The organism is Psychrobacter okhotskensis, assembly GCF_013248965.1.
Classification (GTDB): domain Bacteria; phylum Pseudomonadota; class Gammaproteobacteria; order Pseudomonadales; family Moraxellaceae; genus Psychrobacter; species Psychrobacter okhotskensis.
In genome coordinates this window covers 38,178-62,262 of record NZ_JABRVQ010000024.1, presented here as the reverse complement: position 1 = coordinate 62,262, position 24,085 = coordinate 38,178, and the positions used below count along the sequence as shown (strand labels likewise).

Annotated in this window: 17 protein-coding genes and 1 riboswitch; of the genes, 6 read left to right on the top strand and 11 right to left on the bottom strand. The window is 43.5% G+C overall.

The window, feature by feature from the left end; all coding sequences use genetic code 11:
• Positions 1-614: 614 nt before the first annotated feature.
• The 6 genes from HQR03_RS11540 to HQR03_RS11515 form a co-directional block, all read right to left on the bottom strand.
• Positions 615-1,259, bottom strand: a complete 645-nt coding sequence (locus HQR03_RS11540; RefSeq protein WP_173240262.1) for a hypothetical protein — start codon at positions 1,257-1,259, stop codon at positions 615-617.
• Between the two features lie 200 nt (positions 1,260-1,459).
• Positions 1,460-2,380: a haloalkane dehalogenase gene (locus HQR03_RS11535; protein WP_173240261.1), complete on the bottom strand. Its 921-nt coding sequence runs from the start codon at positions 2,378-2,380 to the stop codon at positions 1,460-1,462.
• Positions 2,381-2,519: 139 nt separating this feature from the next.
• Positions 2,520-3,143 carry a hypothetical protein gene (locus tag HQR03_RS11530; RefSeq protein ID WP_173240260.1) on the bottom strand — a complete coding sequence of 208 codons (624 nt, stop codon included), beginning with the start codon at positions 3,141-3,143 and terminating at the stop codon, positions 2,520-2,522.
• A gap of 28 nt (positions 3,144-3,171) precedes the next feature.
• Positions 3,172-3,741, bottom strand: a complete 570-nt coding sequence (locus HQR03_RS11525; protein WP_173240259.1) for a hypothetical protein — start codon at positions 3,739-3,741, stop codon at positions 3,172-3,174.
• A 145-nt stretch (positions 3,742-3,886) separates the two neighbouring features.
• A complete protein-coding gene (locus tag HQR03_RS11520) occupies positions 3,887-4,144 on the bottom strand; it encodes a YheV family putative zinc ribbon protein (protein WP_025652575.1) in 258 nt (85 codons plus the stop codon).
• The gene (locus tag HQR03_RS11515) at positions 4,145-6,346 is read right to left on the bottom strand and encodes a M3 family metallopeptidase (RefSeq protein WP_173240258.1); all 2,202 of its coding nucleotides are present in this window, start codon (positions 6,344-6,346) and stop codon (positions 4,145-4,147) included.
• A 610-nt stretch (positions 6,347-6,956) separates the two neighbouring features.
• Here HQR03_RS11515 and HQR03_RS11510 point away from each other — a divergent pair.
• The 3 genes from HQR03_RS11510 to HQR03_RS11500 all read left to right on the top strand — a co-directional run bounded on the left by HQR03_RS11510 (position 6,957) and on the right by HQR03_RS11500 (position 10,079).
• Complete coding sequence (locus tag HQR03_RS11510) at positions 6,957-8,069, top strand: AOC03_06830 family ribosome hibernation factor (RefSeq protein WP_173240257.1); 1,113 nt, start codon at positions 6,957-6,959, stop codon at positions 8,067-8,069.
• Between the two features lie 202 nt (positions 8,070-8,271).
• Positions 8,272-9,030, top strand: coding sequence for an endonuclease/exonuclease/phosphatase family protein (locus tag HQR03_RS11505; RefSeq protein ID WP_101211177.1), 759 nt, complete (start codon positions 8,272-8,274; stop codon positions 9,028-9,030).
• 53 nt (positions 9,031-9,083) lie between these two features.
• A complete protein-coding gene (locus tag HQR03_RS11500; protein ID WP_173240256.1) occupies positions 9,084-10,079 on the top strand; it encodes an NADP-dependent oxidoreductase in 996 nt (331 codons plus the stop codon).
• Here HQR03_RS11500 and HQR03_RS11495 read toward each other — a convergent pair.
• From HQR03_RS11495 to HQR03_RS11485, 3 genes are all read right to left on the bottom strand, one after another.
• Positions 10,076-10,693, bottom strand: coding sequence for an alpha-ketoglutarate-dependent dioxygenase AlkB family protein (locus HQR03_RS11495; RefSeq protein ID WP_173240255.1), 618 nt, complete (start codon positions 10,691-10,693; stop codon positions 10,076-10,078). The two genes, HQR03_RS11500 and HQR03_RS11495, sit on opposite strands and share 4 nt — an antisense overlap.
• 11 nt (positions 10,694-10,704) lie before the next feature.
• Positions 10,705-11,595, bottom strand: a complete 891-nt coding sequence (locus HQR03_RS11490; protein ID WP_173240254.1) for an alpha/beta fold hydrolase — start codon at positions 11,593-11,595, stop codon at positions 10,705-10,707.
• A 90-nt stretch (positions 11,596-11,685) separates the two neighbouring features.
• Positions 11,686-13,599, bottom strand: coding sequence for an ABC transporter ATP-binding protein (locus HQR03_RS11485; protein ID WP_173240253.1), 1,914 nt, complete (start codon positions 13,597-13,599; stop codon positions 11,686-11,688).
• 341 nt (positions 13,600-13,940) lie between these two features.
• On the opposite strand from HQR03_RS11485, the gene HQR03_RS11480 reads away from it, so the two are divergent.
• Both HQR03_RS11480 and HQR03_RS11475 read left to right on the top strand, forming a co-directional pair.
• On the top strand, positions 13,941-14,789 hold the full coding sequence (locus tag HQR03_RS11480; RefSeq protein WP_173240252.1) for a DMT family transporter: 849 nt from the start codon (positions 13,941-13,943) through the stop codon (positions 14,787-14,789).
• A gap of 193 nt (positions 14,790-14,982) precedes the next feature.
• Positions 14,983-15,873, top strand: coding sequence for a fructose bisphosphate aldolase (locus HQR03_RS11475; RefSeq protein ID WP_173240251.1), 891 nt, complete (start codon positions 14,983-14,985; stop codon positions 15,871-15,873).
• A 239-nt stretch (positions 15,874-16,112) separates the two neighbouring features.
• On the opposite strand, the gene HQR03_RS11470 is transcribed toward HQR03_RS11475, so the two are convergent.
• Both HQR03_RS11470 and thiC read right to left on the bottom strand, forming a co-directional pair.
• The gene (locus tag HQR03_RS11470) at positions 16,113-19,877 is read right to left on the bottom strand and encodes an autotransporter domain-containing protein (protein WP_173240250.1); all 3,765 of its coding nucleotides are present in this window, start codon (positions 19,875-19,877) and stop codon (positions 16,113-16,115) included.
• A gap of 297 nt (positions 19,878-20,174) precedes the next feature.
• Positions 20,175-22,214, bottom strand: a complete 2,040-nt coding sequence (gene thiC / locus HQR03_RS11465) for a phosphomethylpyrimidine synthase ThiC (RefSeq protein ID WP_244952026.1) — start codon at positions 22,212-22,214, stop codon at positions 20,175-20,177.
• Positions 22,215-22,462: 248 nt separating this feature from the next.
• Positions 22,463-22,587, bottom strand: a riboswitch (TPP riboswitch).
• 290 nt (positions 22,588-22,877) lie between these two features.
• Here thiC and pstS point away from each other — a divergent pair.
• On the top strand, positions 22,878-24,044 hold the full coding sequence (gene pstS / locus HQR03_RS11460; RefSeq protein WP_173240249.1) for a phosphate ABC transporter substrate-binding protein PstS: 1,167 nt from the start codon (positions 22,878-22,880) through the stop codon (positions 24,042-24,044).
• Positions 24,045-24,085 lie beyond the last annotated feature (41 nt).

The window sequence follows — 24,085 nt, the reverse complement described above, 5'->3', positions numbered from 1 at the left end:
GTTTATCACGACAAAAAGGGCAGTTTTTTGATTCATGGCTTTGATTCCTTGCAAATATAGACAGTATATAGCGTTAGACCCTACGCCAGCATGAATAATGTCCATTACACCTAATTATTAAATAATCATTTCCATTTGTGTCAGGTTGAATATTGCTATCTCTATCCAATCTATAGTCAAAATATCTTAAAAACGCGACGGTATTGCTGATATCAGTTTTTTGTAGTCTCTGTCTGCGCAGCCACAGCGAGCAAGAAAAATGTCTATCAGCAGTGCGTGATATATCGATACTACTCTTTACTCGCTACATTTAATGACATTGCCTTTTAATAAAATCATACCTAAGCAACGGACAATAAAAAATCCAACGCTAAACGCTTATAGTAGACGTTCAACATTGGATTAATAAAATTCTAGACTAGGGCGTATCTTCAATTCAAGCGCTTGTATCTAAATGGCCTAAAAATAGCTAAATTTTGCCAAATATCGTCAAATAGCTGATTAATATCTCGATATTATTTGCGCTATTTTCCTCGTTTAAAGGCAATTTATTTCATTTTTATGACCATTTTTGAAATGAGGACACGCCCTAACTGGCTAATTAGCCAGAGTAATCATTCCTGATCCAACTTGTCAATCATACCTTGGTATTTCTCTTTTTTTGCAGCGATTTTTTTGCGTCTCTCTTCAGCAGTCGCGACTAAATTTTTGGCGACGTCTAAGCTCTTATCAAAGGCCGCTAATTCAAGATCTACCGCATGCAACAGTTTACCAAGCATCATAGCCGTTGCTTTTTCAGAGACATCGTGAGTCATCCCACTAGCGTCAGAGGTAAAGTCATCTTTGAGTTTTGAGGCCCATTGGTAAATACCTGCCATAGTAATGCCAGATTTATCCTCTTGGTCAGCGCCGTCTTCTTTACTAGCTTTATCTTTTTTGCTGGACTTGCCGTCTTTAACCGTTTCATCGTCTTCATTTGACTTAGACTCTTTATCAGCGCTGCTAGCCTTGTCTTTTTTGTCAGATTTCTGCTCTTTTTCAGAATCTTTATTCTTACTTGATTTCTCTGACTTGCCCTTTTTAGCAGCACTGTCCTCTGTACCTTCTTCGTAGTCATGCTCAGTGTTGTACTCTTCAAAGTCGCCGTCCTCAAATACCACGGTATCATCTTTGACCACTTCTACGCCAGTAACGGCTTTGTTGCCTGTAGAGTTTTTCTTATTTCCAGCATTACTATTTTTTGCATCATTGTTTGACATGATTTATTATCCCTATTTGTATTTTGAGTAAAAAGTATTTGTAGTAGACACTCATAAATACTAAGCCAAGACTATTTTTTAATCAATATACGGATATAAATCTACTGTTTAATGTCTACAGGAAAACACATGTCATGTTATAAACGCTTAAATAGTCACACTAATGTTGTAGGCGATAACGAAGAAAATACCAAATTTTATTAATAATTGCTGAGAGGATTATCAGCAATAAACTCAACCAGCAGCTCTGCTACTTTTCCCCCTTGATCTTCTTGCAAAAAATGACCAGCGTTATTAACTGTGGTATGGTTTTGACCTTTCGTTCCCGGTATCAGCTTTTGCATGATTCGATCGCCACCAGCCGTGACAGGATCAGAATCACTAAACAGCGTAATAAATGGCTTCGTCCATTGGCTGAGCTTACCCCAAGCCGCCCGATTATTCTCTGAGGCAGGATCATCTGGCGTGGTGGGGACAAGAAGCGGAAACTGTCTAGCGCCTTCTTTGTATGACTCATCAGGGAAAGGGGCGTTGTACGCATCGATAACCGCCTGCGATAGCTCGGTAGTGGTGCCGCTCTTAATGATGCCTCCGACATGAAACTGTGGGGTGTCCTGTGAGAATTGCTGCCACTGGCGAAAGCTCTCTCCAGGATTATGATCCCCAGTGGGCAGCATAGTATTGCCAGCTGCTACTCGAGAAAATTTTTCGGGATTATCGGCGACTAAGCGTAGACCGATTAGGCCGCCCCAATCTTGACAAAAAAGCGTGATGTTTGTTAAGTCTAATTGATCAAGCAGCGATTGCATCCAGTCGACATGGCGCTGGTAAGTATAGTCAGTACGTGCCGCTGGCTTGTCCGAGCGTCCAAAACCAGGTAGGTCTGGAGCAATAACGCGATATCCTGCGGCGGTCAATATCGGTATCATTTTGCGATAAAGATAACACCACGAAGGCTCGCCATGTAGCAACAGTATAGGCTCAGCGTCTTTTGGACCTTCATCGAGGTAATGTACGCGCATTTCAGCGCCTTCACCATCATCAACCATGAGATAGTTCGGCGCAAAATCGTAATCGAGTAGGTTGGCAAAGTATGAATCGGGGGTTCTAAGCGTTTTCATAGGGTATCCTTATCCTGATGATAAATAATCGTGCATTTGCAAACAGCCGATGCCAATTTAGCATAGCACTGACGCCACTATCTGTTGCATATCTTTTGAGTACTATGGCGTCCTATAAACACACTCTACAAATCGCCAATTAGCTTACGATATCAATGCTCTTAGGCACATGCACGTCAATACGTAGCTTAGGTAGATCTTGTAGTTGCTGCCTCAGTAAAGGCAAGATATCGAGATACCAGTCTAATGGCAGTGAGTTTGCGACGTTGGGTTCATTGAGGGACAAGCTACCAGCTGAAAAGTTCTCAGATGAAGGTTCGTTAGATGAATTACTTATATTACTACGTAGCCGATTATCGATAAGTGGGCGAGCGAGTAGGGCAGCTCTGCGGATACCATGATAGCGAACAAGGGGGATAAGCTGGTGATGTAAGTCGATTAGAGCGTCAGTAAGCCAGCGTGTGCGTGTGGGATGATAAGGATGATCTGAGATAACAAGGTTGGCAATATAACTGGGTTGATTGCCATTACTGCTGATGCCAAGGCCAGCCTGCTCACGTGTACGCTTATGCAATAAACAGCTACCAGCACTTAAACTACCGTCACGACACGCGCGATAATAACGTTGATAGTTATCAGGGAATAACGTTTTAGCTCGAGTAAGAATAGGGTCGAGTAGTGTACCAGCAGTATTAACCGGTAAGATAAGCAGCTGGGCACTGCTATTTAAAATAGGGGCGTGCGTCAATTGTAAATTCGCCATAGTCAGCCCCTTTAAAAAAATTATGTATTCATTCTACTTTAGTCTGTCCGGCGTTTTCTGCTTCTAATTGGGCGATTTGTTGTTCAATCAGCGCAATTTGCTCTTCTTTCATCTCAGTCAGCTTTTTATTCATTGCCAGTTGCTCAGCCGCCAGTTTTTCTTGGGCAGCAAAGCGTTTGCGCTCATCTTCTAAGCGATCAATCTCTTCTTTGGCCAAGCTATCGGTTTTTGGTAAAGGGGCGTTTAAGATAGCAGCGGGCTTCGGCACTTGAATGGTCGAGTCAGTGCGCGTATCAGCATCGTCAGAATTTTGATCAATGACAGCATTTTCATTCTGTATAGCGTCATCACTATTGGCCTCACTGAGGACGTTTTCTACTGGCATAGTAGCGGACGGCTCAAGTCCTGTTTGCTCAGGGATTGACGGTGAGCTGCTATCAGTTTTACTTGTTTCAGGCACAGATTGTGCCCAAACTAAATAGCCGATAATAATAAATAGCAATACTAATATAATCGCCATCCAGATTTTACGACGTGATTTAGCGGCTTTCGCTTTTGCACGTTTGCTTAATAAAGGATGCTGTTTTTTATTTTTCATACTACGGTCAATTTATGTCAAAGATATAAGTAGTCATACTATAGCAAACTCAAAATAAAAAGCCTATCTATTGCTAGATAGGCTTAAAATACTGTTAAATGATAAAGCACTTAAAAGCTTTTAGATATGACTATTATTTGTTTGCTTAAGTTTTAAACTTTACCGTACCACTGGTACCTGTAGACATCGCATCACGAGCGAGCTGGTCTTCCGCATGGTTTTTGGCACTGATGGCATCAGGGTCGGGGCGATGCTCTGTATGACCACACTGGGTACATTCGATATACTCGTCTGGTGCAGGCGTGACGATATTGACTTGTACCACCGCATCCAGCGCCTGACATTTCGGACAGCGAACACCCGCTAAAAAACGCCGCTTTGGACGTGACGATTGATAACGCATTTAAATCACCTCGCGATTGCTTTGAGCATTGGCGGCATCGATATTTTTAACATCGCTAAAGCCACTGTGACGCAATAAGGCATCGATGCTGGCACTGCGACCACGGAAGTTTTCAAAGTTAGTCTTGGCGGGAAAACTACCACCAACCGACAAGATACTCTCGCGGAAAGCTTTACCAGTGACAGGGTTAAAAATACCCTCTTCTTCAAACTTACTAAAAGCGTCTGCAGAGAGCAGCTCCGCCCATTTATAAGAGTAATAACCTGCCGCATAGCCTCCCGCAAAGATATGGCTAAAACCATTGGCAAAGCGGTTATAGTCAGGCGTTTGCATGATAGCAATGTCGCTACGCACGGTATCTAATGTTGCTAAGATACCGTTATAATCAAGCGCTGGCGTCTGTGCATGAATTAATAAATCAAAAAGCGCGAACTCGATTTGACGCAAGGTTTGCATGCCGCTTTGGAAGTTCTTCGCTGCCAATAATGCTGCGAGCTTATCTTTAGGCAGCGGCTCACCAGTCTCGACATGGCTACTAATCAGCGCAATCCCTTCGGCATCCCACGCCCAGTTTTCCATAAATTGGCTCGGCAGCTCGACCGCATCCCACTCGACACCATTGACGCCAGCGACATCGCCCACTGTTACTTGGGTTAAGAGATGATGTAGCCCATGACCAAACTCATGGAACAAGGTCAGCACCTCATCGTGAGTCAATAAGCTGGGTTTGCCATCGAGGGCAGGCGTGAAGTTACCGACCATAAAGCAAACCGGTAGCTGTTGATGGTCTTGCTCGTCATACGTATAACGCGACTGAAAACCACTCATCCAAGCACCGCCGCGCTTACCACTGCGGGCAAATAAGTCAAAATAAAAGCCACCAAGCAAGTTATCGTCAGCATCGAACAGTTGGTAGAAGCTTACATCGTCGTGCCAGCGCGGTACGGATGTGCTTTCACTGTCTATCTTATCACTATTTTGCTCTTGGACTTTGATACCGTATAAACGCTCAACGATGGCAAATAAGCCGTTAATGACTTTTGGTAATGGGAAGTATGGACGTATCTCTTCTTGCGATAAACTAAATTCGCTTTGTTTTACTTTTTCAGCGATATAGGCACTGTCCCATGGCTGCAAATCATCAATACCATAATCTCGTGCATATTTTTGTAATTGTGCTAAATCCTGCTTAGCGGCTGGGGTTGCTTGCGCGGCTAAATCGCGTAAAAAGGTTTCAACCTCTACAACGCTATCTGCCATTTTGGTCGACAGTGACACTTCAGCATAATTATTAAAGCCTAATAACTTGGCTTTTTGTGCGCGTAATTGTAGGATTTGACTCATGATGTCGGCATTATTAAGCGACTCACCTTTGGCATTGGTATGCTTATCAAACTCAGAAGCGCGGGTCACATAAGCGCGGTAAAGCGTTTCACGCAGATTGCGGTCATCGGCATGGGTCATGACGGCAAGATAAACAGGAATATTTAAGCTTGCCACATAATAAGGCGTCGGCAACGCATCAATTTGTCCTTGGGTAAGCGTACCGCTGGCAAGCTCACGCGCTTTATACTGTTCACCTGCGTCCGCTAATAGCGCCAAACCACTCTCAGTTAACCCTGCTAATTGGCCTTGTTCAAGCGGTAAGGCATACGCCTGAGTAGCATCCAAGATATGGTCTGAGAACGTCGCTGATAAAGTCGACAATTCACTTTGAATAGCAGCAAAGGTTTCTTGTTCAGCTTTGGGTAGCGCAACGCCTGATAGCTCAAAGCTACGCAGCGCAAGCTCAATCGCTCGCGCCCGCGCAGGTTCTAGAGCAGCAAAGAAAGCCTGATCATTGACGATCGTCTGATAGCGACTAAATAGCGGCTGATGCTGACCAACACGCGTGCCATAAGCAGACAGCTTGGGCAACAATTCATGATGGACATGACGAATCTCATCGCTACTCATCACGCTATTAAGATGCGACAAAATTCCCCAACTACGATCCAACGCCAAGTTTATATGGTCAAAGGCAATCACATCGTCTAACGCTTGCTGAGTGCCCATATCTGATGTTTTTGTATCTTCAGATACTGTTAGCTCATCTAAAAAGGCGTTGGCCTGGTCGATGGCTTGATTGACTTTTACCTTCAAATCGTTTGGCTCTGTAGCGGTAAAGTCAACAAGGTGTAAATTTGAATCAAGTGCAGTCATATGGGTATCCAATGGTAATAAGTGTACAGTTATAAAATATCTATTATCTAAAATTGTGTAATAGTTGATTTTTTAAGCGTTTGCTTTATTTATAGAGTGAGTTAAACGGCTTTTGTTCTAGTTATAGCTTTAATACTTTAAACGAGGTTATCTAAAAGATGGGTATGGCATGATAGAAATACAACCCAGAGACTGGTGGAGTCGCTTTCTCGTTTATCTTACTGTGTTTGTTAATAAGTATGTAGGGAGTCGCCTCAGCAAAAGAAAGACACTATTATCGCGTCACTTACAAAGAGTCATCATTTACTTGCAAAATACCCCTACAGTTAGTAAGGTAAACTTGTTATGATGGTATTAAAGGTACAAGAGAATGGTTAAAGATGCTTAAAAAGCTACATCTAAGAAACCATCGTAAACAATATTTTTAATAATTGTATCTCAATAAAAGTGTTTATCAACAATAATGACTAACCAAAACACTGGCTATCTATAAAGATAATAAATCACAAATAAATACATGATTGAAGGGGATGAGACATCTTGCATGTGTTATTTTAATTGATGATGACTTCCCTAAAATCCAAAGATAATAAAATTAGGAGCACTATCTATGAAAGCAACGCTTAAGAGTTTACGTGAGACCAAAGCCAACCCAGCTGTCAGCGTCTTTGTAAAAACCCACCGCGCTCATCCTGCTAATGAGACTGACCCTATCGCCCTTAAAAACCAACTAAAAGTGGTCGAAGAGCGTCTGACAAATGAATACGATAAAGCTACAGCGACGACTATCTTAGATAAGATTCATGCAAAGACTAATGATCTGAATCATAACTACAACCTAGATACCTTAGCTATCTTTGCTAGTACTGATGATGTACAAGTACTGCGTTTACCTCTAGATGCCAAAGAACGGGTCATTATCGGTGAGCGTTTTGCAACCCGTGATCTGGTACGTGATATGGCGAGTGCCGTGCATTATTATACGGTAGTATTAACCCGTGATAAGGCGCGCTTGATTGAAGCGTCTAACGATCGTGTTGTCAAAGAGTTTGACAAAGATGATGATGCGCAAAAGAACATGGAGAGCATTCCATTTCCTATCGAAAACAATAGTTTATATAAGACAGGTGATGGTGGCTCTGATCGTTCAGCGAACAACGAGAGTAGCTATCTAAAAGAGTTCTTTAACCAAGTAGATAAGAGCGTACAAGAGCTATGGGGCGAGCATAAAATGCCTTTAGTCATCGTTGGGGATACCAAAAATATCGGTTATTATAAAGATGTTTGTGATCGTCCAGATAATATTATTGCTACCGTTTCAAATGCCACCAATTTGGAAGAAGGCAGCGCGCAGCATATCGTTGATAGCGTACAAGAAGCGGTTGAAAATTATCGCTCGTCATTACATCAAGCCGCTATGGGTGAAATTGACAAAGCGCGCGGTGCCAATATGCTGCAAACGGATTTACAAGAAGTGTACCGCAGCGCCTTCCAAGGTGTTGGCGAGACTTTATATGTTCGTCGCGGTTACATGCAACCGGCTATAATCGATGAAGCGGCGCAGACTTTAAGCATGGCTGATGATGCGACTGCCCAAGGCGTGACTGATGATGCGGTTGGTGAAATCATCGAACACGTCATTCATAACGGTGGCAAAGTCGTATTCATGCCGCAGGAGCTGATGGGTGAAGATCAGCCAATTGCTCTGGTAACGCGCTATTAATTGATAGCTGCTATTCGTTAATGAGTTAGCCATCGTTACGACTTAGGTATAATATGGGAGCATTGGTTCGATATGAATCAATGCTCTTTTTTATAATAACTTAGGTTTACGTTTATCTGATGACCGGTGTCATTTGATAAGTTTTTAATAAAGCGCTGTTCACCCTTACGCTATCCATACTGAGTTTATAACTGATAAATTTATGACTAATACAAGCTCTTTTGTTCTAACCAGCTATAACATTCATAAAGGCATGTCGCCTATGAATCGGCAAGTAAAAATGCAAGGTATTGCCCATGCGCTTGAGGGTATAGGCTCGGACGTTCTGTGTTTGCAAGAGGTACAAGGGCAGAATCTTAAGCGCAATATGCAATACAACGAATATCCTGATCAATCACAGCATGAATGGTTTGGCGAATATCTACAGCTGCAAAACAGTTATGGTAAAAACTCAGAATATGAAAACGGTCATCATGGTAATGCCGTGCTCAGCCGCTTTCCGTTAGATCCAAAACATAACGTCAATATTACGGTAAATAAATTGGAGCAGCGTGGGGTCTTACATTGTGAGGTGCAGCCAGTAGGCTGGGAGAGACCGGTCGTAGTATTGTGCGCGCACTTAAATTTGTTTGAGCGGGATCGTCTTAAGCAGTATGAGGCCATTGCCAATTATGTGCGCAATGAGATTACCCCTGATCAACCGCTGATCTTAGCGGGTGACTTTAACGATTGGAAAAAACTGTCTTGTGATAAGCTGGCGTCCAGTCTCGGCATGACCGAAGCTTTCAAGCATTGTCATGGTAAGCTGTCACCTACTTTTCCGGCCAAGCTACCCGTGCTCAGCTTAGATCGTATCTATGTGCGTAATTTAAGGGTCAAAGATGCGTGGGTACACACTGGCAAACCGTGGTCAGCGCTATCCGATCACTTGCCCATCAGTGCGGAACTGGTGTTGCCATAACGCAGAGAATTTACTAAAAATAAAACAATAGCAGCATACAAGGATGATAAACCATGTCTAATACTCAAATACCAACCACTCAACATGCGGTACTCATTCGTGAGTTTGGTGAACCTGACGTTATGAACTATGAGGACGGTGTCGCCATTCCAGCTTTGGCGGATGAGCAAGTCTTGGTAAAAGTTGCCTACGCCGGCATCAATCCTGTTGACTATAAAACCCGTCAAGGTAAAGGTTGGGGCGCTGATAATATTCAAAAAGATAAGTTTGATCATGATCAGCCAGCGATTTTAGGTTTTGATGTAGCCGGCACTATCGTCAAAAGCAATAACGAGCAGTTTGCCGTTGGTGATAAAGTTGCCGCTCTGACTTTTGATGGGGGTTGCTATGCAGAGTACGTAGCAGTCGATGGTAAGTTGCTAGCCAAAGTGCCAGAGGGCGTCACATTAGAACAGGCAGGTGCACTCCCTTGTGTCGGTCAAACGGCGCTACAATTTGTTGAGTTCGCTGATATCAAAAAAGGCGAGCATGTTGTCATGAATGCGCCCGCTGGTGGGGTTGGTCAGCTGGTCATTCAGTTATTAATGGACAAGGTCGACGAGGACAATATTAACGTCACCGTCATCTGCTCAGCAGAAAAGTATACCAAGCTTGATACTTTGATAGATAAAAGCAAGCTGACCGGCTGGATTGACTATACCAAAGAAGAGGCATTTCCTGATTTGCAAGCCGATGTATTGCTAGACTTGGTCGGCGGGGATGCAGGGGTACGCGCACTCGATGTACTCAAATCTGGTGCACGCGTCAATGTGTTACCAACGATTTGGGTTGATAATCTCGTCGATGCTGGCAGTCAAAAAAGCCTAAACGTGGCAGGTTATAAAGCCCAGCGTAGTGGGCAGGATATGGCGAGAGTGTTAGAAAACGTGGCAAATGGCAAGCTTAAATTACATATTCAGCAGACCTATTCGCTCTCTGAGGTCGTTGCCGCGCACACTGAGCTACAAAAAGGCGATACCTTTGGCAAGATAGTTTTAAAAGTAGACTAATCTGGCAGCATCTGTCGAAACGTGAGACTAATGCGTCCAGTGTTGACCGTTTTAGTCTTGGTAATAGTGTGCTTCCAGTAGGTTTGTGTATCGCCATGCATGACGATAAGCTGACCAGACTCAAGATAAAGCTCGATTTTATCTTGAGTTTTTTTATGCTTAAAAACAAATTTGCGCGTGGCACCGAGCGATAAGGCAGCGATAATAGGTTGATAGCCCAATTCCTTTTCGTCATCAGCATGATAGCCCATACCGTCACTACCTGAGGGGTAATAATTCAATAGGCAAGAATTAAAATTAGCGGTAATCCCAATATTTGCTAGCTGTTGCTCAACATGTTGTTTCACGTGAAACACGGTTTCTGACCATAGAATGCTTTGACGGGCATGCCCGGAGTAGTGATAGCTGCTGCTATCCCCACCCATCCAAACGATTTGGCGCGTGGTGACGTGGGTCTTACCAAACAACGTGACAATGTCAGCCTGCCAAGGCAATTCACTCAATAATATGTCATAAAGCTCATGGCTATTATCAATGACGATACCCAAGTCATTGAGTCGCCCTTCATAAGGCAACAGGTTATCCATAGGACTAGGGGTAAATAAATCAGTCATAAGCTCAAAGCTTAACGGTTAAAATTCTGTAAGATAACAGTGGCGCATTGTTCAGGTGCTTCTATAGGTAATAAATGTCCGTTCTCAGGCATGATGTTAAGCTGGTCAGTAGGCACAAATTTTCGCCAATTATTGCGGACTTTATCATTGATAAAGATAGTGGGCTTACCGATGATGAGTTGGTAAGGCACCGTGGTTTTTGCCAGCTTCTTTAATGCACCGTCGATATAAGGGATGCCAAAATAATTCGCTATCTCTTGCTCGGGAGTGAAGATAAATGCATAACGGCCATCGTTTTGCTTTACTAAGCTTTGCTCGGCAAAGAGGTATAAGTGCTCATCAGAGATGCGTCGATAAGCGCTTTTTTCTCGTAGGCTGTCATAAAAATCATCAATATTTGCCCAAAATTTTTGCTTAGTTAACGCGCTTTTGAAAGGTTGACGCTTAAGCTTCACGCGGCGAGGTATCAGCTTATAGAGCAGCGCCTGTGATTTGGTAAAAGTGACGGGCTCTATCAAGTACAACGCAGAGAATAGATCAGGACGTTTGGCCGCTGCCATAGCCGTCGCAGTAGCGCCCTGCGAATGACCTATGCCCACAACAGGACTATCTTGCGTTTGCTCTAAAAACTTAATAAGCAGGTCAGCATCTTGCTCACGGGTTAGTACCCGAGCTTTTGGCTTGTCATACCAATAGCCACGCATCGCCAGCGCACTGATATCAAAACCAGCAGCCAGCTCGGTTAATAAGGGCTGATAATTACCGACCGTAAAACCATTACCGCCATAGAAATGCGCTTTGGCTCGTTTAGCATTATCATGGGTCGATTCAGCCAATGAGTGTAAATCGTAGTAACGGGCGCGTTTTTTATTTAGCGTGATACTTTTAGCAAATTGTTCCATAACACTCGTACTTCCCTGTATGACCATTTTTCAATTTTAAGTTTAGTTTTCAAGCTACAGTTTATTGTGAGATTTAAGGTGGTACCAATTTTAGCTCTCTTCTCCTAAGAAACCACCGCTTTGACGCTGCCAAAGCCCCGCATAGACGCCATCCAATGCCAGTAGCTCTTCGTGACTGCCTTGCTCAATGATTTGACCTTTATCCATGACTACCAGTCTGTCAAGCGCGGCAATCGTAGAGAGACGATGAGCAATAGCAATCACCGTTTTGCCCGTCATGATATCGTTCAAGCTTTCGGTAATGGCAAACTCAATCTCAGAGTCTAGCGCACTGGTCGCCTCATCCAAGAGTAGAATCGGCGCATTTTTTAGCATAACACGTGAGATGGCAATACGCTGGCGCTGACCGCCAGAGAGTTTGACGCCCCGTTCACCAACTTGCGTATCCAAACCCGTATTGCCTTTATCGTCATACAAATCTTTGATAAATTCCCATGCTTGTGCTTGCTTAGTGGCACGGATGATTTCTGCATCGCTGGCATCAGGGCGACCATAAGCGATGTTTTCACGAACGGTGCGATGGAGCAATGAGGTATCTTGCGTCACCATACCGATCTGTTGACGCAGAGACTCTTGAGTGACTTCATCAATCGCTTGTCCATCGATGTAGATTTTACCTTTATCAACGTCAAAGAAGCGCAATAATAAATTCACTAAGGTTGATTTACCCGCACCTGAGCGTCCAACCAAACCAATCTTTTCCCCAGGTTTGATATCTAGATAGAAATTATCGAGCAGTTTGATTTGTGAAGAGGCAATCGCCGTTCCCGCAGTACTCACTTCATCAATACGCTCGCCTTCGTTATCACCATTTTCACTTTCATAACTGAAATCAACATGGTCAAAGACAATGTGACCATCAGTCACTTTTAGCTCAGGTGCATTTGAAACATCCACAATCGTTTGCGGTGCTGACAAAGTACGCATACCGTCTTGGGCAGTACCGATGCTTTCAAACAGGCTAGCAGTTTGCCACATAATCCACTGCGTCAACCCATTGAGTCGTAATGCCATCGCCGTTGCTGCGGCAATAGCACCGACACCAATATCGCCTTGCTGCCATAAATAAAGACCAATCCCAGCCGTACTACTTACTAAAATGACACTGATCAGATGGGTGGATATCTCTAAATAACTGACCCAGCGCATCTGCGCATGAACCGTACCTAAAAACTGACCCATGGCGTTTTTGGCATAGCCCAGCTCACGGCGCGAATGGCTGAACAGCTTTACCGTCATGATATTGGCGTAAGCATCAGTGATACGGCCAACCATCAATGCGCGGGCATCAGCCTGTATGATAGAGGTCCGTTTAAGCTTGGGAATAAAGAAACGTAAGGTAAAGCCAACCAGTACGAACCAGATAACAAAAGGTATGAGCAATAAGCTGTCTAAATTAAATAAGATAACCCCAGTCGTAATAAAGTAGACAATGACATACATAAACATGTCAGTGACTGTCATCACCGTATCGCGTACGGCCAGCGCCGTTTGCATTACCTTGGCTGACACACGACCAGAGAATTCATCTTGATAAAACTGCATTGACTGCCCAAGCATGTGCTGATGAAAACGCCAGCGCATCTGCATCGGGAACACACCTTGAATCGACTGAAAATGAATGAACGACGATAAGGCAATCCAAAACGGGCTCAGGAGCATGACCGCTAGCATCAAAAGGAGCGTATCGCCTTTTTCAGTCCATAGTGTTTGCGGTGTATACACCCCTAACCAGTCAACAATGTTGCCAATCCATGCAAACAGCATCGCCTCATAGATACCGATACCTGCGGACAAAATCATAAAGAATAGCAGCCAGATACGTAAGCCTTTGGTACATGCCCACAAAAACTTCATCAGCCCTTCGCGAGGTGAGGGCAATGGCATAGGCGTATCAGGAAAGGCCGGTAGACGGTTTTCAAAAAATCGAAATAAAGCATTCATAGGCAAGGGTAAAGCATCAATAGCAATACGCTAAGACAAACGCTGGCAGACATTATCTTAAACGTGTATTTGGGTGAATGGGAAATGCTGCTATTTTAACAAAACTTCGTAATCACGCCTGCATGCTAATTGTAAATTGATAATCAACGGCTGTACTCGTTTATTACTGATTGGCTCAACTCTCATAAATACATTGCTGTATAAAAAATATTTTGTTACATTCTAGTGCTTATTTTCTATTTGGCTGTCATTCATCTCATTTTTATCTCCATTTTAAAAATGAGGACACGCCTTGGATAAATAATAAACACATAAAACTGCGACTTAAAAGGTAGACGTTCATGCTGTATTTAACCATCGCGGTACTATGCAGTGTCGCCGTTTCAATACTCTTGAAAATATTACGTCAACGAGATATCGATATTCGCCAGACTATCGTCGCTGGTTATCCAGTGGCTTTTTTATTGACATGGTTTTTATTGAAGCCAGACATCAGCGGACTTAGTCTGTTAGGAAGCGCGTGGGGGATTATCATAGCACTTGGCGTGCTACTGCCTGCGGTGTTTATCATTCTTGGGCGCGCGATTGCTGCGGTTGGTATGGTGGCAACCGATGCCGCTCAGCGTTTATCATTGATTATTCCTATCGTTGCTGCCTTTTTATTATTCGGTGAGGTACTGACAGGTACGCGTATATTTGGTTTGGTATTAGGCTTTTTGGCACTAGGTGCTTTGGTGTATCGTCCTCAAGCGGGCGGCATAACTAAACAAGCTCGCCAAACGCCGCTTTGGTTACTTGGCGTCTGGGCAGGCTACGGCATTATCGATATTCTATTCAAGCAAGTGGCCAAGCAAGGGTCTGCCTTTCCACTGACCTTATTTGTCAGTTTTGGGCTGGCAGGGTTATTACTGTTTATTTATTTGCTGATCACACGGGTGCGCTGGCAAGGGAATGCTCTAAGCGCAGGATTACTATTAGGTGCGCTGAATATGGGCAATATTTATGCTTATGTACGAGCGCACCAAGTATTGTCTGAGTCGCCAAGCATTGTCTTTACTGGTATGAACGTGGGCGTCATCGCGGTGGCAACCATCATAGGCGTTGGCGTATTTAAAGAGCGGCTCAATCGTATTAATATAGTAGGCTTGGTATTAGCAATTTGCTGTGTGGTAGTACTGTTTTTAGCTTAGCAAACACCCTAATAATTTAGCCCAAATCCATCAACATCGTTACGATTTATAAAATCGGTAACTTATCAGATATAGGCATGCCGGGCATCCTATGATAAGGTTGCTTAAAAACAGCAAGACTGATATAAGCTGACAAAAAGCGCTTTGCTTTGAGACATTTGACCTCAACGAATAAAAATAGGATGCACGCCCAATGGAATACGAAAAGCAATTACAACGCATAAAAAATGGTTCAGGCTTCATCGCGGCGCTTGACCAAAGTGGAGGCAGTACGCCAAAAGCACTCGAAAATTATGGCGTGAGCAGCGACGATTATGACAATGATGACACCATGTTCGATCTCGTACATGAGATGCGAGCCCGTATCATCACTTGTGAAACCTTTGATAGCGAGCGTGTGCTTGGGGCGATTTTGTTCGAAGATACTATGGAACGTGAGGTCAATGGCAAACCGACGGCCAATTATCTATGGGAAGATAAAAATATCGTACCATTTTTAAAAGTGGATAAGGGTTTGGCTGAGCAAATGAATGGCGTCCAAGTGATGCGTCCGATGCCAAATTTAGATTTGCTACTCGATAAAGCCAAAAACTATCCAGTATTTGGCACCAAAATGCGCTCAGTGATTTATGAGCCCAATGTCGATGGTATCGAGCTGGTCGTACAGCAGCAGTTTGATGTGGCCAAGCAGATTCTTTCAAAAGGCTTCATGCCTATTGTCGAGCCAGAAGTGAATATTGATAGCGCTAAAAAACATGACTGTGAGCTGATACTTAAAACCAGTCTTTTGCACAATCTTGATTTTTTAGACGATGGTCATCAAGTAATGCTGAAACTGACCTTGCCAGAGGAAGAAGGCTTTTATCAAGAGCTGGTTGATCACCCAAAAGTGCTAAAAGTTGTGGCATTGTCGGGCGGTTACAGCCGTAGTGCTGCGTGTGCTAAGCTTAAGCAAAACCCAGGTATGATTGCCAGTTTCTCCCGTGCTTTTACCGAGGGGTTAAGCAAACAACAAAGTGATACAGAGTTTGCGGATACGATTAATACTTCTATTAAAGAGATTTATGAGGCGTCGAAAGTTTAAGCAATAGCTATTCAAGATAAAATTTATAATCCCAGTAGACTTCATGTTTGCTGGGATTTTTTTATTGCTTTAATTCTATATGAAACTGAGTTTTTTATAAAATGTTTAGCTCTATAGTTTCAAGCTTCAATATTTGCTTGTTTAAGCACTAACCTCATTAGAGTTAGTTATAGGTGTAAAAAAGCTTGCCCCTAATCTCATTAGAGGCAAGCTTTATGGTTTTATAACGGTATTAAAGACTAAAAGGTAGTTTGCAAGGCAATGGTAGCGCCTTGATCATCGTAGTTATCACGCCATTCTCCGCGATAGCCTGCTGATATTTTCATATTAGCAGTTGGTGCGTAGCTAAGACCAATACCAGCAATACCAATTTCACGACCAATCTCTTGACCAATGGTATTAAATTCATCGTTAGGCATACCAACGAAGCTGGCAGTAATATCTGATCGACGATCACCGTTTTCAACCGCTGCGGCCAATTGACCGGTAAGCGCAAGAGTCGGGGTTAGGGCTTGCGACAGATTCAGACCTGCCGTCCAACGTAGTGATTCATACTTATTTTCATCGACATTTAAGTTGTAGACACCAGCACCCGTCTCGCGATAGCTGTCACTCTTCGCTTGAGCATATTCTAGTTGAGCGAAAGGACTGATATTGCGTAACTCATTACCAATACGATAATCTACACCCAAACCTGCCTGCATAGTATCGACAGAGTAATCAGAGCTCGCAATAGCATCGGACAATATTTGAAGATGACGTTCGCCCTCGACATCACTGCGACCCGCACCTGCATGAAAACTCATAGCAGTAGCATCGTTAATGGCGTAACGCCCATAACCTAGGACTTGCCAGCTTTTAGCTTCTAACTCGTGATCCAAGCGACTGCCTTCAGTGTCTGCATCGCTTTGAACGTAGGAAACTGCGACGCCTAAGTTTAAATCGCTGCTGAGCGGCGTATCCAAACCGACGATAGCGCCATAGCCTTTAGAATCATAACCTGTGATACCGTTCTCTGCATCATGATTGCTGTTATTACCGATTATTTGCGCCCAAATGTTACGCTCAGGTGTAGTCGGAAGATGCTCATAGATAGCATTGCTAACGGCATAGTTGGCATCGGTAATAATACGATTGGTCGCGCCCATGAACAACGGCTGCAACTGATTGGCTGCATCAGCTAACTGAGATTGATTAAAGTTAATGGTTGATCTGATTAAACTATCAGCCAATTCATTACTGCCATTCGCCACACGATCTTGAATGGCTCTATCTAAAGCGTAAGCAATACCCGAGTCATTTGAATTAGATTGACTCAATACCGATTGAACAAAGGTGGTATCAATAACAGGTGGCTCAGGTTTAACTGGTGGCACAACGACCGGGGGCTTAGGTTCAACTGGCGTTTCAGGCTCAACTGGCGGTTCAGGTTCAACTGGCGTTTCAGGATCAACTGGCGTTTCAGGCTCAACTGGCGTTTCAGGCTCAACTGGTGGCGTAGGCTTAGTCATAGTTAGATGCACGGCATCCGCTTCGCTATAGTCAGCGTAAAAATTTACTAATGGGCTATTGTCGCTTACCGTTTTGAATTCACCAGTACGAGTCGTCGCTTTTACAACGTCTTTCCATTCTTTATCTTTTGCTACATTAGCGATGACTTCGTCAGCATAAATGAAAAGATTTCCTTTGCTGATATCAACTGCTCCATTAATGAGAAATTTTCCATAATTTTCATCGATTGTGCCATCTTCATCCCAATCAAGCAGACCAATAGTAAGCGTTTCATCATTGCCCATGATGTAATTACCATTAAACTTCAGCGTTCCTTGAGTAATGGTTAAATCACCTGTCCATTGCTTGCTGCTTTCACTAATCTCTAAAGTTCCTAATCCATACTTTGCAAATCCACCGTTTTCATCCTCTACGTTGAGCTTACCAGCATTGCCAGTAATTACTGCATTAGGATTGATGACAACATAGGTTCCAACTTCACCGTTATTATTACCCGTTGTTTCGAACGAAATACCTTTTCCACTTACTTCAATTAAATCATCTTTAGTAAAGTTAGCAAACAAATCGGGTTGATCTGTTTTAATTCTAAACTCACCACCATCGATAAAAATATTAGAAAGAGTAGAAGCCGTATTGCGTTCAATACTATTAGTTGATATAACACCGCCATTAACTAAGTTGAGCGTGCCAGATCCTGTATTGCCTACGATTAACTTCGGTGTGACAAATGTACTGTTATCGATAGTCAAAGTACCAACAGCGTTTGCACTATTTTCACCTCTGCCACCAATATAAGTAGTATCAGTTGCTCTAGCCAAACCGGTATAAAAAGGAGTGTTTGATACTTTGAAGGTACCAGAGCCTTGCTGACCAATGACTAAATTAGTAGTCTGGAACTGGTTTCTACCATCGATAGTCATAGTACCTTTGCCAGAAGCACTACTACCCAATATAGTATCTCCATAAACCTGAATAGTATTACCATTTATAGTAGGCGACTCTGTTTCTTCATCTGCACGAGTCATAGTGACGGTACCAGTACCATTTACACCAACTAATAAGTTGTTATCTACATTGACGTAAGCATCATTGCCGGCAATGTTTAAATTACCATTACCAGAGGTGCCGACTATCATTTCAAGAGTCTCTACTCTGGCATCATTAATGTTTAATTCTCCAATAGCACTCTCACCATCTTCATCAAAACCGCCAACTTGAGTGACTCGACCAACGGTTAAAGTACTGTTATCACTAACATTTACAATTCCTTTACCATTAAAACCTCCAAGTAAAAAATCTTTGGTAGTAATCTTGGATTCTTGCCCTGATACATTGACAGTACCTAAGTTTTTGACGCCAACGATAATAGTTTCTTGATTGTTCCATTTACCACCGCTAGACAGATTTACTTCGCCTATAGCGCTATTTTCTTGAGCTAAGTCAGCATTGTTCGAATTTAATATAGCATTATTTGTGACGTTGATAATTCCTGAGCCTTCTCGACCTACTATTAGGCTGGAGCTAACATTAGCTACAGAGTTTACGTCGCTGATAGCCAACGTACCTTCAGAACCCGATAGATCACCTACAGACATTTTATCGCTAGTGACGGTTCCTGCATTACCAATACTTAGTGAAGCATTTTCGGTTGTTCCTATGAAAAAACTATCTTTAACATCGATTTTTGATCCTGCACCTTTAACCACCACCTTGCTTCCTGCAGAACCCATATTATTAGCAACAACTAAAGTGTTAGTGGTAAGGTTACCGCCATTTTGAACAGAGAGACTACCTGTACCATTATCGCCAACAAAGGTATTATTCTGAGCAATCAAATTACTTCCAGTACCGTCAACGATTACATTGCCTACTGAGTCTGTTTCATCAGCAATAATCAAATTATTTGTTATTGCATTGCCTGATTTAGTTATATTTAAACGTCCACTAGTATTTGAACTGTAGCCTAGTATTATTTTATCAGTAGCCTTTAACTGCCCATTGTTAGTGATATTAATTTCACCATCAACGAGTCCTCCTATAGCTATAGCAGGCGCACTCAATAAAGCATTATTAACAGTCACTTTACTAAATCTATCAACACCTACAGCGCTACTAACACCAGCTTCTACAGCGGCGCCATTTTCAATGGAAACGTCGGTATCTATAGCTAACACTTGACCATCTGGGTTTGCACCAAAGTTGATTTGATTATTTGGTGCCGCCAGGACAGTTCCTGGATTAGTTATCAAAACATTACCATTGATAGCAACAATATCTTGATACTCTGTACGTTGACCATCATTAACTACAATATCAGCGGCCATCGCCGTCCCTGACAAAGAAAGCATAGCTAGTGCTAAGGGTGTCATTATAAGCTTGCTAGCTGTTTGCGATTTACCAGACGCGGATTTGCCACGAGATTTCGCAAGCTCAGAGACGCATTGATAAAAACCTAACGCACGATTAAAAACAACACGGTAAACATGATTCATACCAATAGCCTTAACTCTAGTTGATTGTTAAGTAACGAATTATTACTTATTAACCGTATATTACTCGATTTAATCCGCTTGTCTATAACTTATTACACAATTGTTTATATTCATATATAGCCTCTTTCTTTAACACTTTCGAATAAGGATACTTTTGAGTATGACGGCACGCAAAAAGCTCGAAACTGACTATGAGTTTCGAGCTTTTAGATGTAGTTTTTTCAGTACTTAAAATCAAACTTCTTTATATAATTGACGTCCTTCGCTATTATATTTGTCGGTCATCTCCGCCATACCTTACCTTACTTCCTCGGTACTCGCTTCACCAACTTGCCCGACCAGCTTAGTATCCACCTCTTTGATCAGATGTCCAGCCCCAGTTAGGTCGCCGGTTTGTGGGGTTACTTTTTTATTAGCGGCATCTTTATCCAGCCCTGCCGCATAATCCCGCACGTTCTGAGTGATCTTCATTGAGCAAAACTTAGGTCCACACATCGAGCAAAAGTGCGCCGTCTTATGCGCGTCTTTGGGTAAGGTTTCATCATGGAACTCACGGGCGGTATCTGGGTCGAGCGCCAGATTGAACTGGTCGTCCCAGCGGAATTCAAATCGGGCTTTAGATAACGCATTATCACGAGCTTGTGCGCCCGGATGACCTTTGGCAAGGTCGGCGGCATGAGCGGCAATTTTATAGGTGATGATACCGTCTTTAACATCCTTTTTATTGGGCAAGCCTAAATGCTCTTTTGGGGTCACATAGCAAAGCATCGCCGTGCCAAACCAGCCAATCATAGCAGCACCAATCGCACTGGTAATATGGTCGTAACCGGGTGCGATATCGGTGGTTAATGGCCCTAAGGTATAAAAAGGTGCGTCGGCACAGACTTCTAATTGCAAGTCCATATTTTCTTTAATACGGTTCATTGCTACGTGACCAGGACCTTCAATCATGACCTGTACGTCATGCTTCCACGCTACTTGCGTCAACTCGCCAAGGGTACGCAGCTCACCAAACTGCGCCTCGTCATTGGCATCTTGCAAACAACCGGGGCGCAAGCCATCGCCTAGACTAAACGCCACATCGTACTGCTTCATGATTTCACATATATCTTCAAAATGAGTATATAAAAAGCTCTCTTTATTATGAAACATGCACCACTGCGCCATGATAGATCCGCCACGCGAGACGATGCCCGTTAAGCGTCCAGCAGTTAGCGGCACATACCGCAGCAGTACACCGGCGTGAATGGTAAAGTAATCGACACCTTGTTCGGCTTGCTCAATCAAGGTATCACGAAAGATTTCCCACGTTAAATCTTCTGCCACGCCATCGACTTTTTCGAGTGCTTGATAAATAGGGACGGTACCAATCGGCACGGGCGAGTTACGAATCAGCCATTCGCGGGTTTCGTGAATATGATTGCCCGTAGATAAATCCATTATGTTGTCTGCACCCCAGCGCGTCGCCCACGTCATTTTTGACACTTCTTCGTCGATAGATGAGCCGAGCGCTGAGTTGCCGATATTGGCATTAATTTTCACCAAGAAGTTACGGCCGATAATCATTGGCTCGGACTCAGGGTGATTGATGTTGTTGGGGATAATGGCGCGGCCAGCGGCTACTTCGCTGCGCACAAATTCAGGGGTAATAATAGTTGGCGTGTTGGCACCAAAGTTCTCGCCATCATGTTGGCGCATATCGGTCAGTTCGTGCTGCTTTTGCGTTTCACGAATGGCGATGTATTCCATTTCAGGCGTAATAATGCCGCGACGGGCATAGTACATTTGCGTGACGTTCTTTCCTGCTAATGCACGGCGTGGTTTGTCGATATGGGCGAATCTAAGATTGGCGGTACTGATATCGCGGGCGCGCGCCAGTCCGTAAGAGCTCGACAATCCGTTCAATTGTTCGGTATCACCGCGCTCAGCAATCCAGCCTTCGCGTAGCTTTGGTAAGCCTTTCGTCAAATCGATCTCGACATTAGGATCGGTGTAAACGCCAGAAGTGTCATAAACATAAAAAGGTGGGTTTTGTTCCCAATCGGTTTCAGGCACGCCTTGTATCGGAGTAGGGTCAAGGGTGATTTCGCGCATCGGTACTTGAATGTCAGGACGTGAGCCCTCGATATAGACTTTTCTAGAAGCGGGAAGGACACGGTGTAGGTCGCGCGCGTCTTCTTCAAAGCGGGCATCATTGGCGGTACGGTGAGCAGGGGTTTTGAGGGCATCGGCTTTTTTATCCGCTTTACTGTCAGTTGTTTGACTAGCATTGGCAGTAAGAGGGGCGTCAGTAGCTGGGATGTGGGTTTGGGCTGTTTGTAAATCTGAAGTAGTCATATGCTGTCCTAGCGTGTTGGTTTTTGAATAAAAGCAACACCGCCAGTAGCTGCGGGGATTGGCCTATATGATACGGACAAATTCAATCGTAAAACAAACCTGCTAGCGCTATCAAACCTAAACGTAGTCAGTGATCTTTAGCTGATTGATGGACGCGACTGATTATTAAAGCGCTATATCCGCATAACAATGCTAGTAGATAGTGGCGATAATAAAAAGGCATTTCTGCGCGCCCTTTGTACTTATATAACATAAGCTTAAGACTTCCCTGCGTCGGTACTAACCGCATCAGGTTCGGCGGGTGATCTCTCAGCGAATGTATCAAAAGGCTTATGAAATAAGCTCGTAATACACCGCACCCCGAGTCTGTCAGTGTTGTAAATCCCCTTCATACTAGCAAAATTCTGCGCGCGCGGCTAATGATATTTGGCTATACGTATCTCGTTTCAACTCTATATTTTATGGCTTTATAAACGCAGCTGGCTAATATCGCCCAACAACGTGACTCAAATTAATTGACTGTCAGGTCCTCAAATGAGACTTTTTTAACACGACTGAAATATTAAAAAGGTTGTCATCAAACTGTCATAAAGATTTGACAAGATAGCACGCATGTCACAAACAAACCTTTTTCATATCGTTGTCAAACTTTAGGAGCCTTACATGCGTTATTCGTTATTAGCAGTAGCCGTTAGTTGTACATTAATGCTCACGGCATGTAATAAATCAACCGACACGGCAGAGCCCACTGCTGATACTAGCAGTAGCGCTGTTACCACGGCTGAAACCACCTCTCAAACAGCCTCTTCTGCTACCACAGGTTTTAAATCTGCTGAAAATATCGCCATGAATATCACGGGTGCAGGTGCATCATTCCCGCAGCCTATCTATGCCAAATGGTCATACGACTATAACGCTGCCACTGGTGGCCAAGTCAACTATCAATCGATTGGCTCATCTGGTGGTATCAAACAAATTCAATCAAAAACCGTTGACTTTGGTGCTTCTGATGCACCGATGACGCCTGAAGAGCTTGAAGAGTCTGGCCTTATTCAGTTTCCAACCGTTATTGGTGGCGTCGTGCCAATCGTCAACATCGATGGTATAGAGCCGGGCGCATTGAAGCTAGACGGTACAACCTTAGCAGATATCTATTTGGGCAAAATCAGTAAATGGAATGACCCAGCTATCAAAGCCATGAACCCAGATCTGACTTTGCCAGATGCGGCAATCACGACGGTATTCCGCTCAGACGGTTCAGGTACGACTTTTAACTTTACGGACTATCTGGCCAAAGTCTCACCAGATTGGAAAGACACGGTTGGTGTTGATAAAACAGTCAAATGGCCGACCTCTGCGACTGGTGCAGGCGGTAAAGGTAACGAAGGGGTTTCAAGCTACGTCAACCGTATGAAAAACTCTATCGGCTATGTTGAGTATGCTTACGCTAAGCAAAACAAAATGTCACATACGGCATTGAAAAATGCAGCTGGCAACATCGTGCAACCATCAGCTGAGACCTTTGCTGCGGCAGGTGATATTGATTGGTCACAGCAAGAAGGCTTTTATAAAGTCATCACCAACTCTGAGACTGACCAAGCATGGCCTATCGCTGCTGCCACCTTTATCTTAGTCCATAAGCAACCAGAGAATCCTCAGCAAGTTGCTGGCGTGTTGAACTTCTTTGACTGGGCTTATAGCCAAGGTGATGACGATGCCATGGCACTAGACTATGTACCATTCTCTGACACGGCAGTGGCCTTGTTCAAAGCAAAATGGAACGACGTAAAAGGTAGCGATGGACAGCCTGTCTATAAACCTGCTCAGTAATTCGATAGTCATTATTTAATAACGATCGAATTACCCTTTCA

Bases quoted from the DNA above. Each gene is read 5' to 3' on its own strand.
- HQR03_RS11485 (WP_173240253.1), bottom strand. From the start codon at position 13,599: ATGAATGCTTTATTTCGATTTTTTGAAAACCGTCTACCGGCCTTTCCT.
- HQR03_RS11500 (WP_173240256.1), top strand. From the start codon at position 9,084: ATGTCTAATACTCAAATACCAACCACTCAACATGCGGTACTCATTCGT.
- HQR03_RS11490 (WP_173240254.1), bottom strand. From the start codon at position 11,595: ATGGAACAATTTGCTAAAAGTATCACGCTAAATAAAAAACGCGCCCGT.
- HQR03_RS11480 (WP_173240252.1), top strand. From the start codon at position 13,941: ATGCTGTATTTAACCATCGCGGTACTATGCAGTGTCGCCGTTTCAATA.
- thiC (WP_244952026.1), bottom strand. From the start codon at position 22,214: ATGACTACTTCAGATTTACAAACAGCCCAAACCCACATCCCAGCTACT.
- HQR03_RS11510 (WP_173240257.1), top strand. From the start codon at position 6,957: ATGAAAGCAACGCTTAAGAGTTTACGTGAGACCAAAGCCAACCCAGCT.
- HQR03_RS11520 (WP_025652575.1), bottom strand. From the start codon at position 4,144: ATGCGTTATCAATCGTCACGTCCAAAGCGGCGTTTTTTAGCGGGTGTT.
- pstS (WP_173240249.1), top strand. From the start codon at position 22,878: ATGCGTTATTCGTTATTAGCAGTAGCCGTTAGTTGTACATTAATGCTC.
- HQR03_RS11525 (WP_173240259.1), bottom strand. From the start codon at position 3,741: ATGAAAAATAAAAAACAGCATCCTTTATTAAGCAAACGTGCAAAAGCG.
- HQR03_RS11530 (WP_173240260.1), bottom strand. From the start codon at position 3,143: ATGGCGAATTTACAATTGACGCACGCCCCTATTTTAAATAGCAGTGCC.
- HQR03_RS11495 (WP_173240255.1), bottom strand. From the start codon at position 10,693: ATGACTGATTTATTTACCCCTAGTCCTATGGATAACCTGTTGCCTTAT.
- HQR03_RS11535 (WP_173240261.1), bottom strand. From the start codon at position 2,380: ATGAAAACGCTTAGAACCCCCGATTCATACTTTGCCAACCTACTCGAT.
- HQR03_RS11475 (WP_173240251.1), top strand. From the start codon at position 14,983: ATGGAATACGAAAAGCAATTACAACGCATAAAAAATGGTTCAGGCTTC.
- HQR03_RS11470 (WP_173240250.1), bottom strand. From the start codon at position 19,877: ATGAATCATGTTTACCGTGTTGTTTTTAATCGTGCGTTAGGTTTTTAT.
- HQR03_RS11505 (WP_101211177.1), top strand. From the start codon at position 8,272: ATGACTAATACAAGCTCTTTTGTTCTAACCAGCTATAACATTCATAAA.
- HQR03_RS11540 (WP_173240262.1), bottom strand. From the start codon at position 1,259: ATGTCAAACAATGATGCAAAAAATAGTAATGCTGGAAATAAGAAAAAC.
- HQR03_RS11515 (WP_173240258.1), bottom strand. From the start codon at position 6,346: ATGACTGCACTTGATTCAAATTTACACCTTGTTGACTTTACCGCTACA.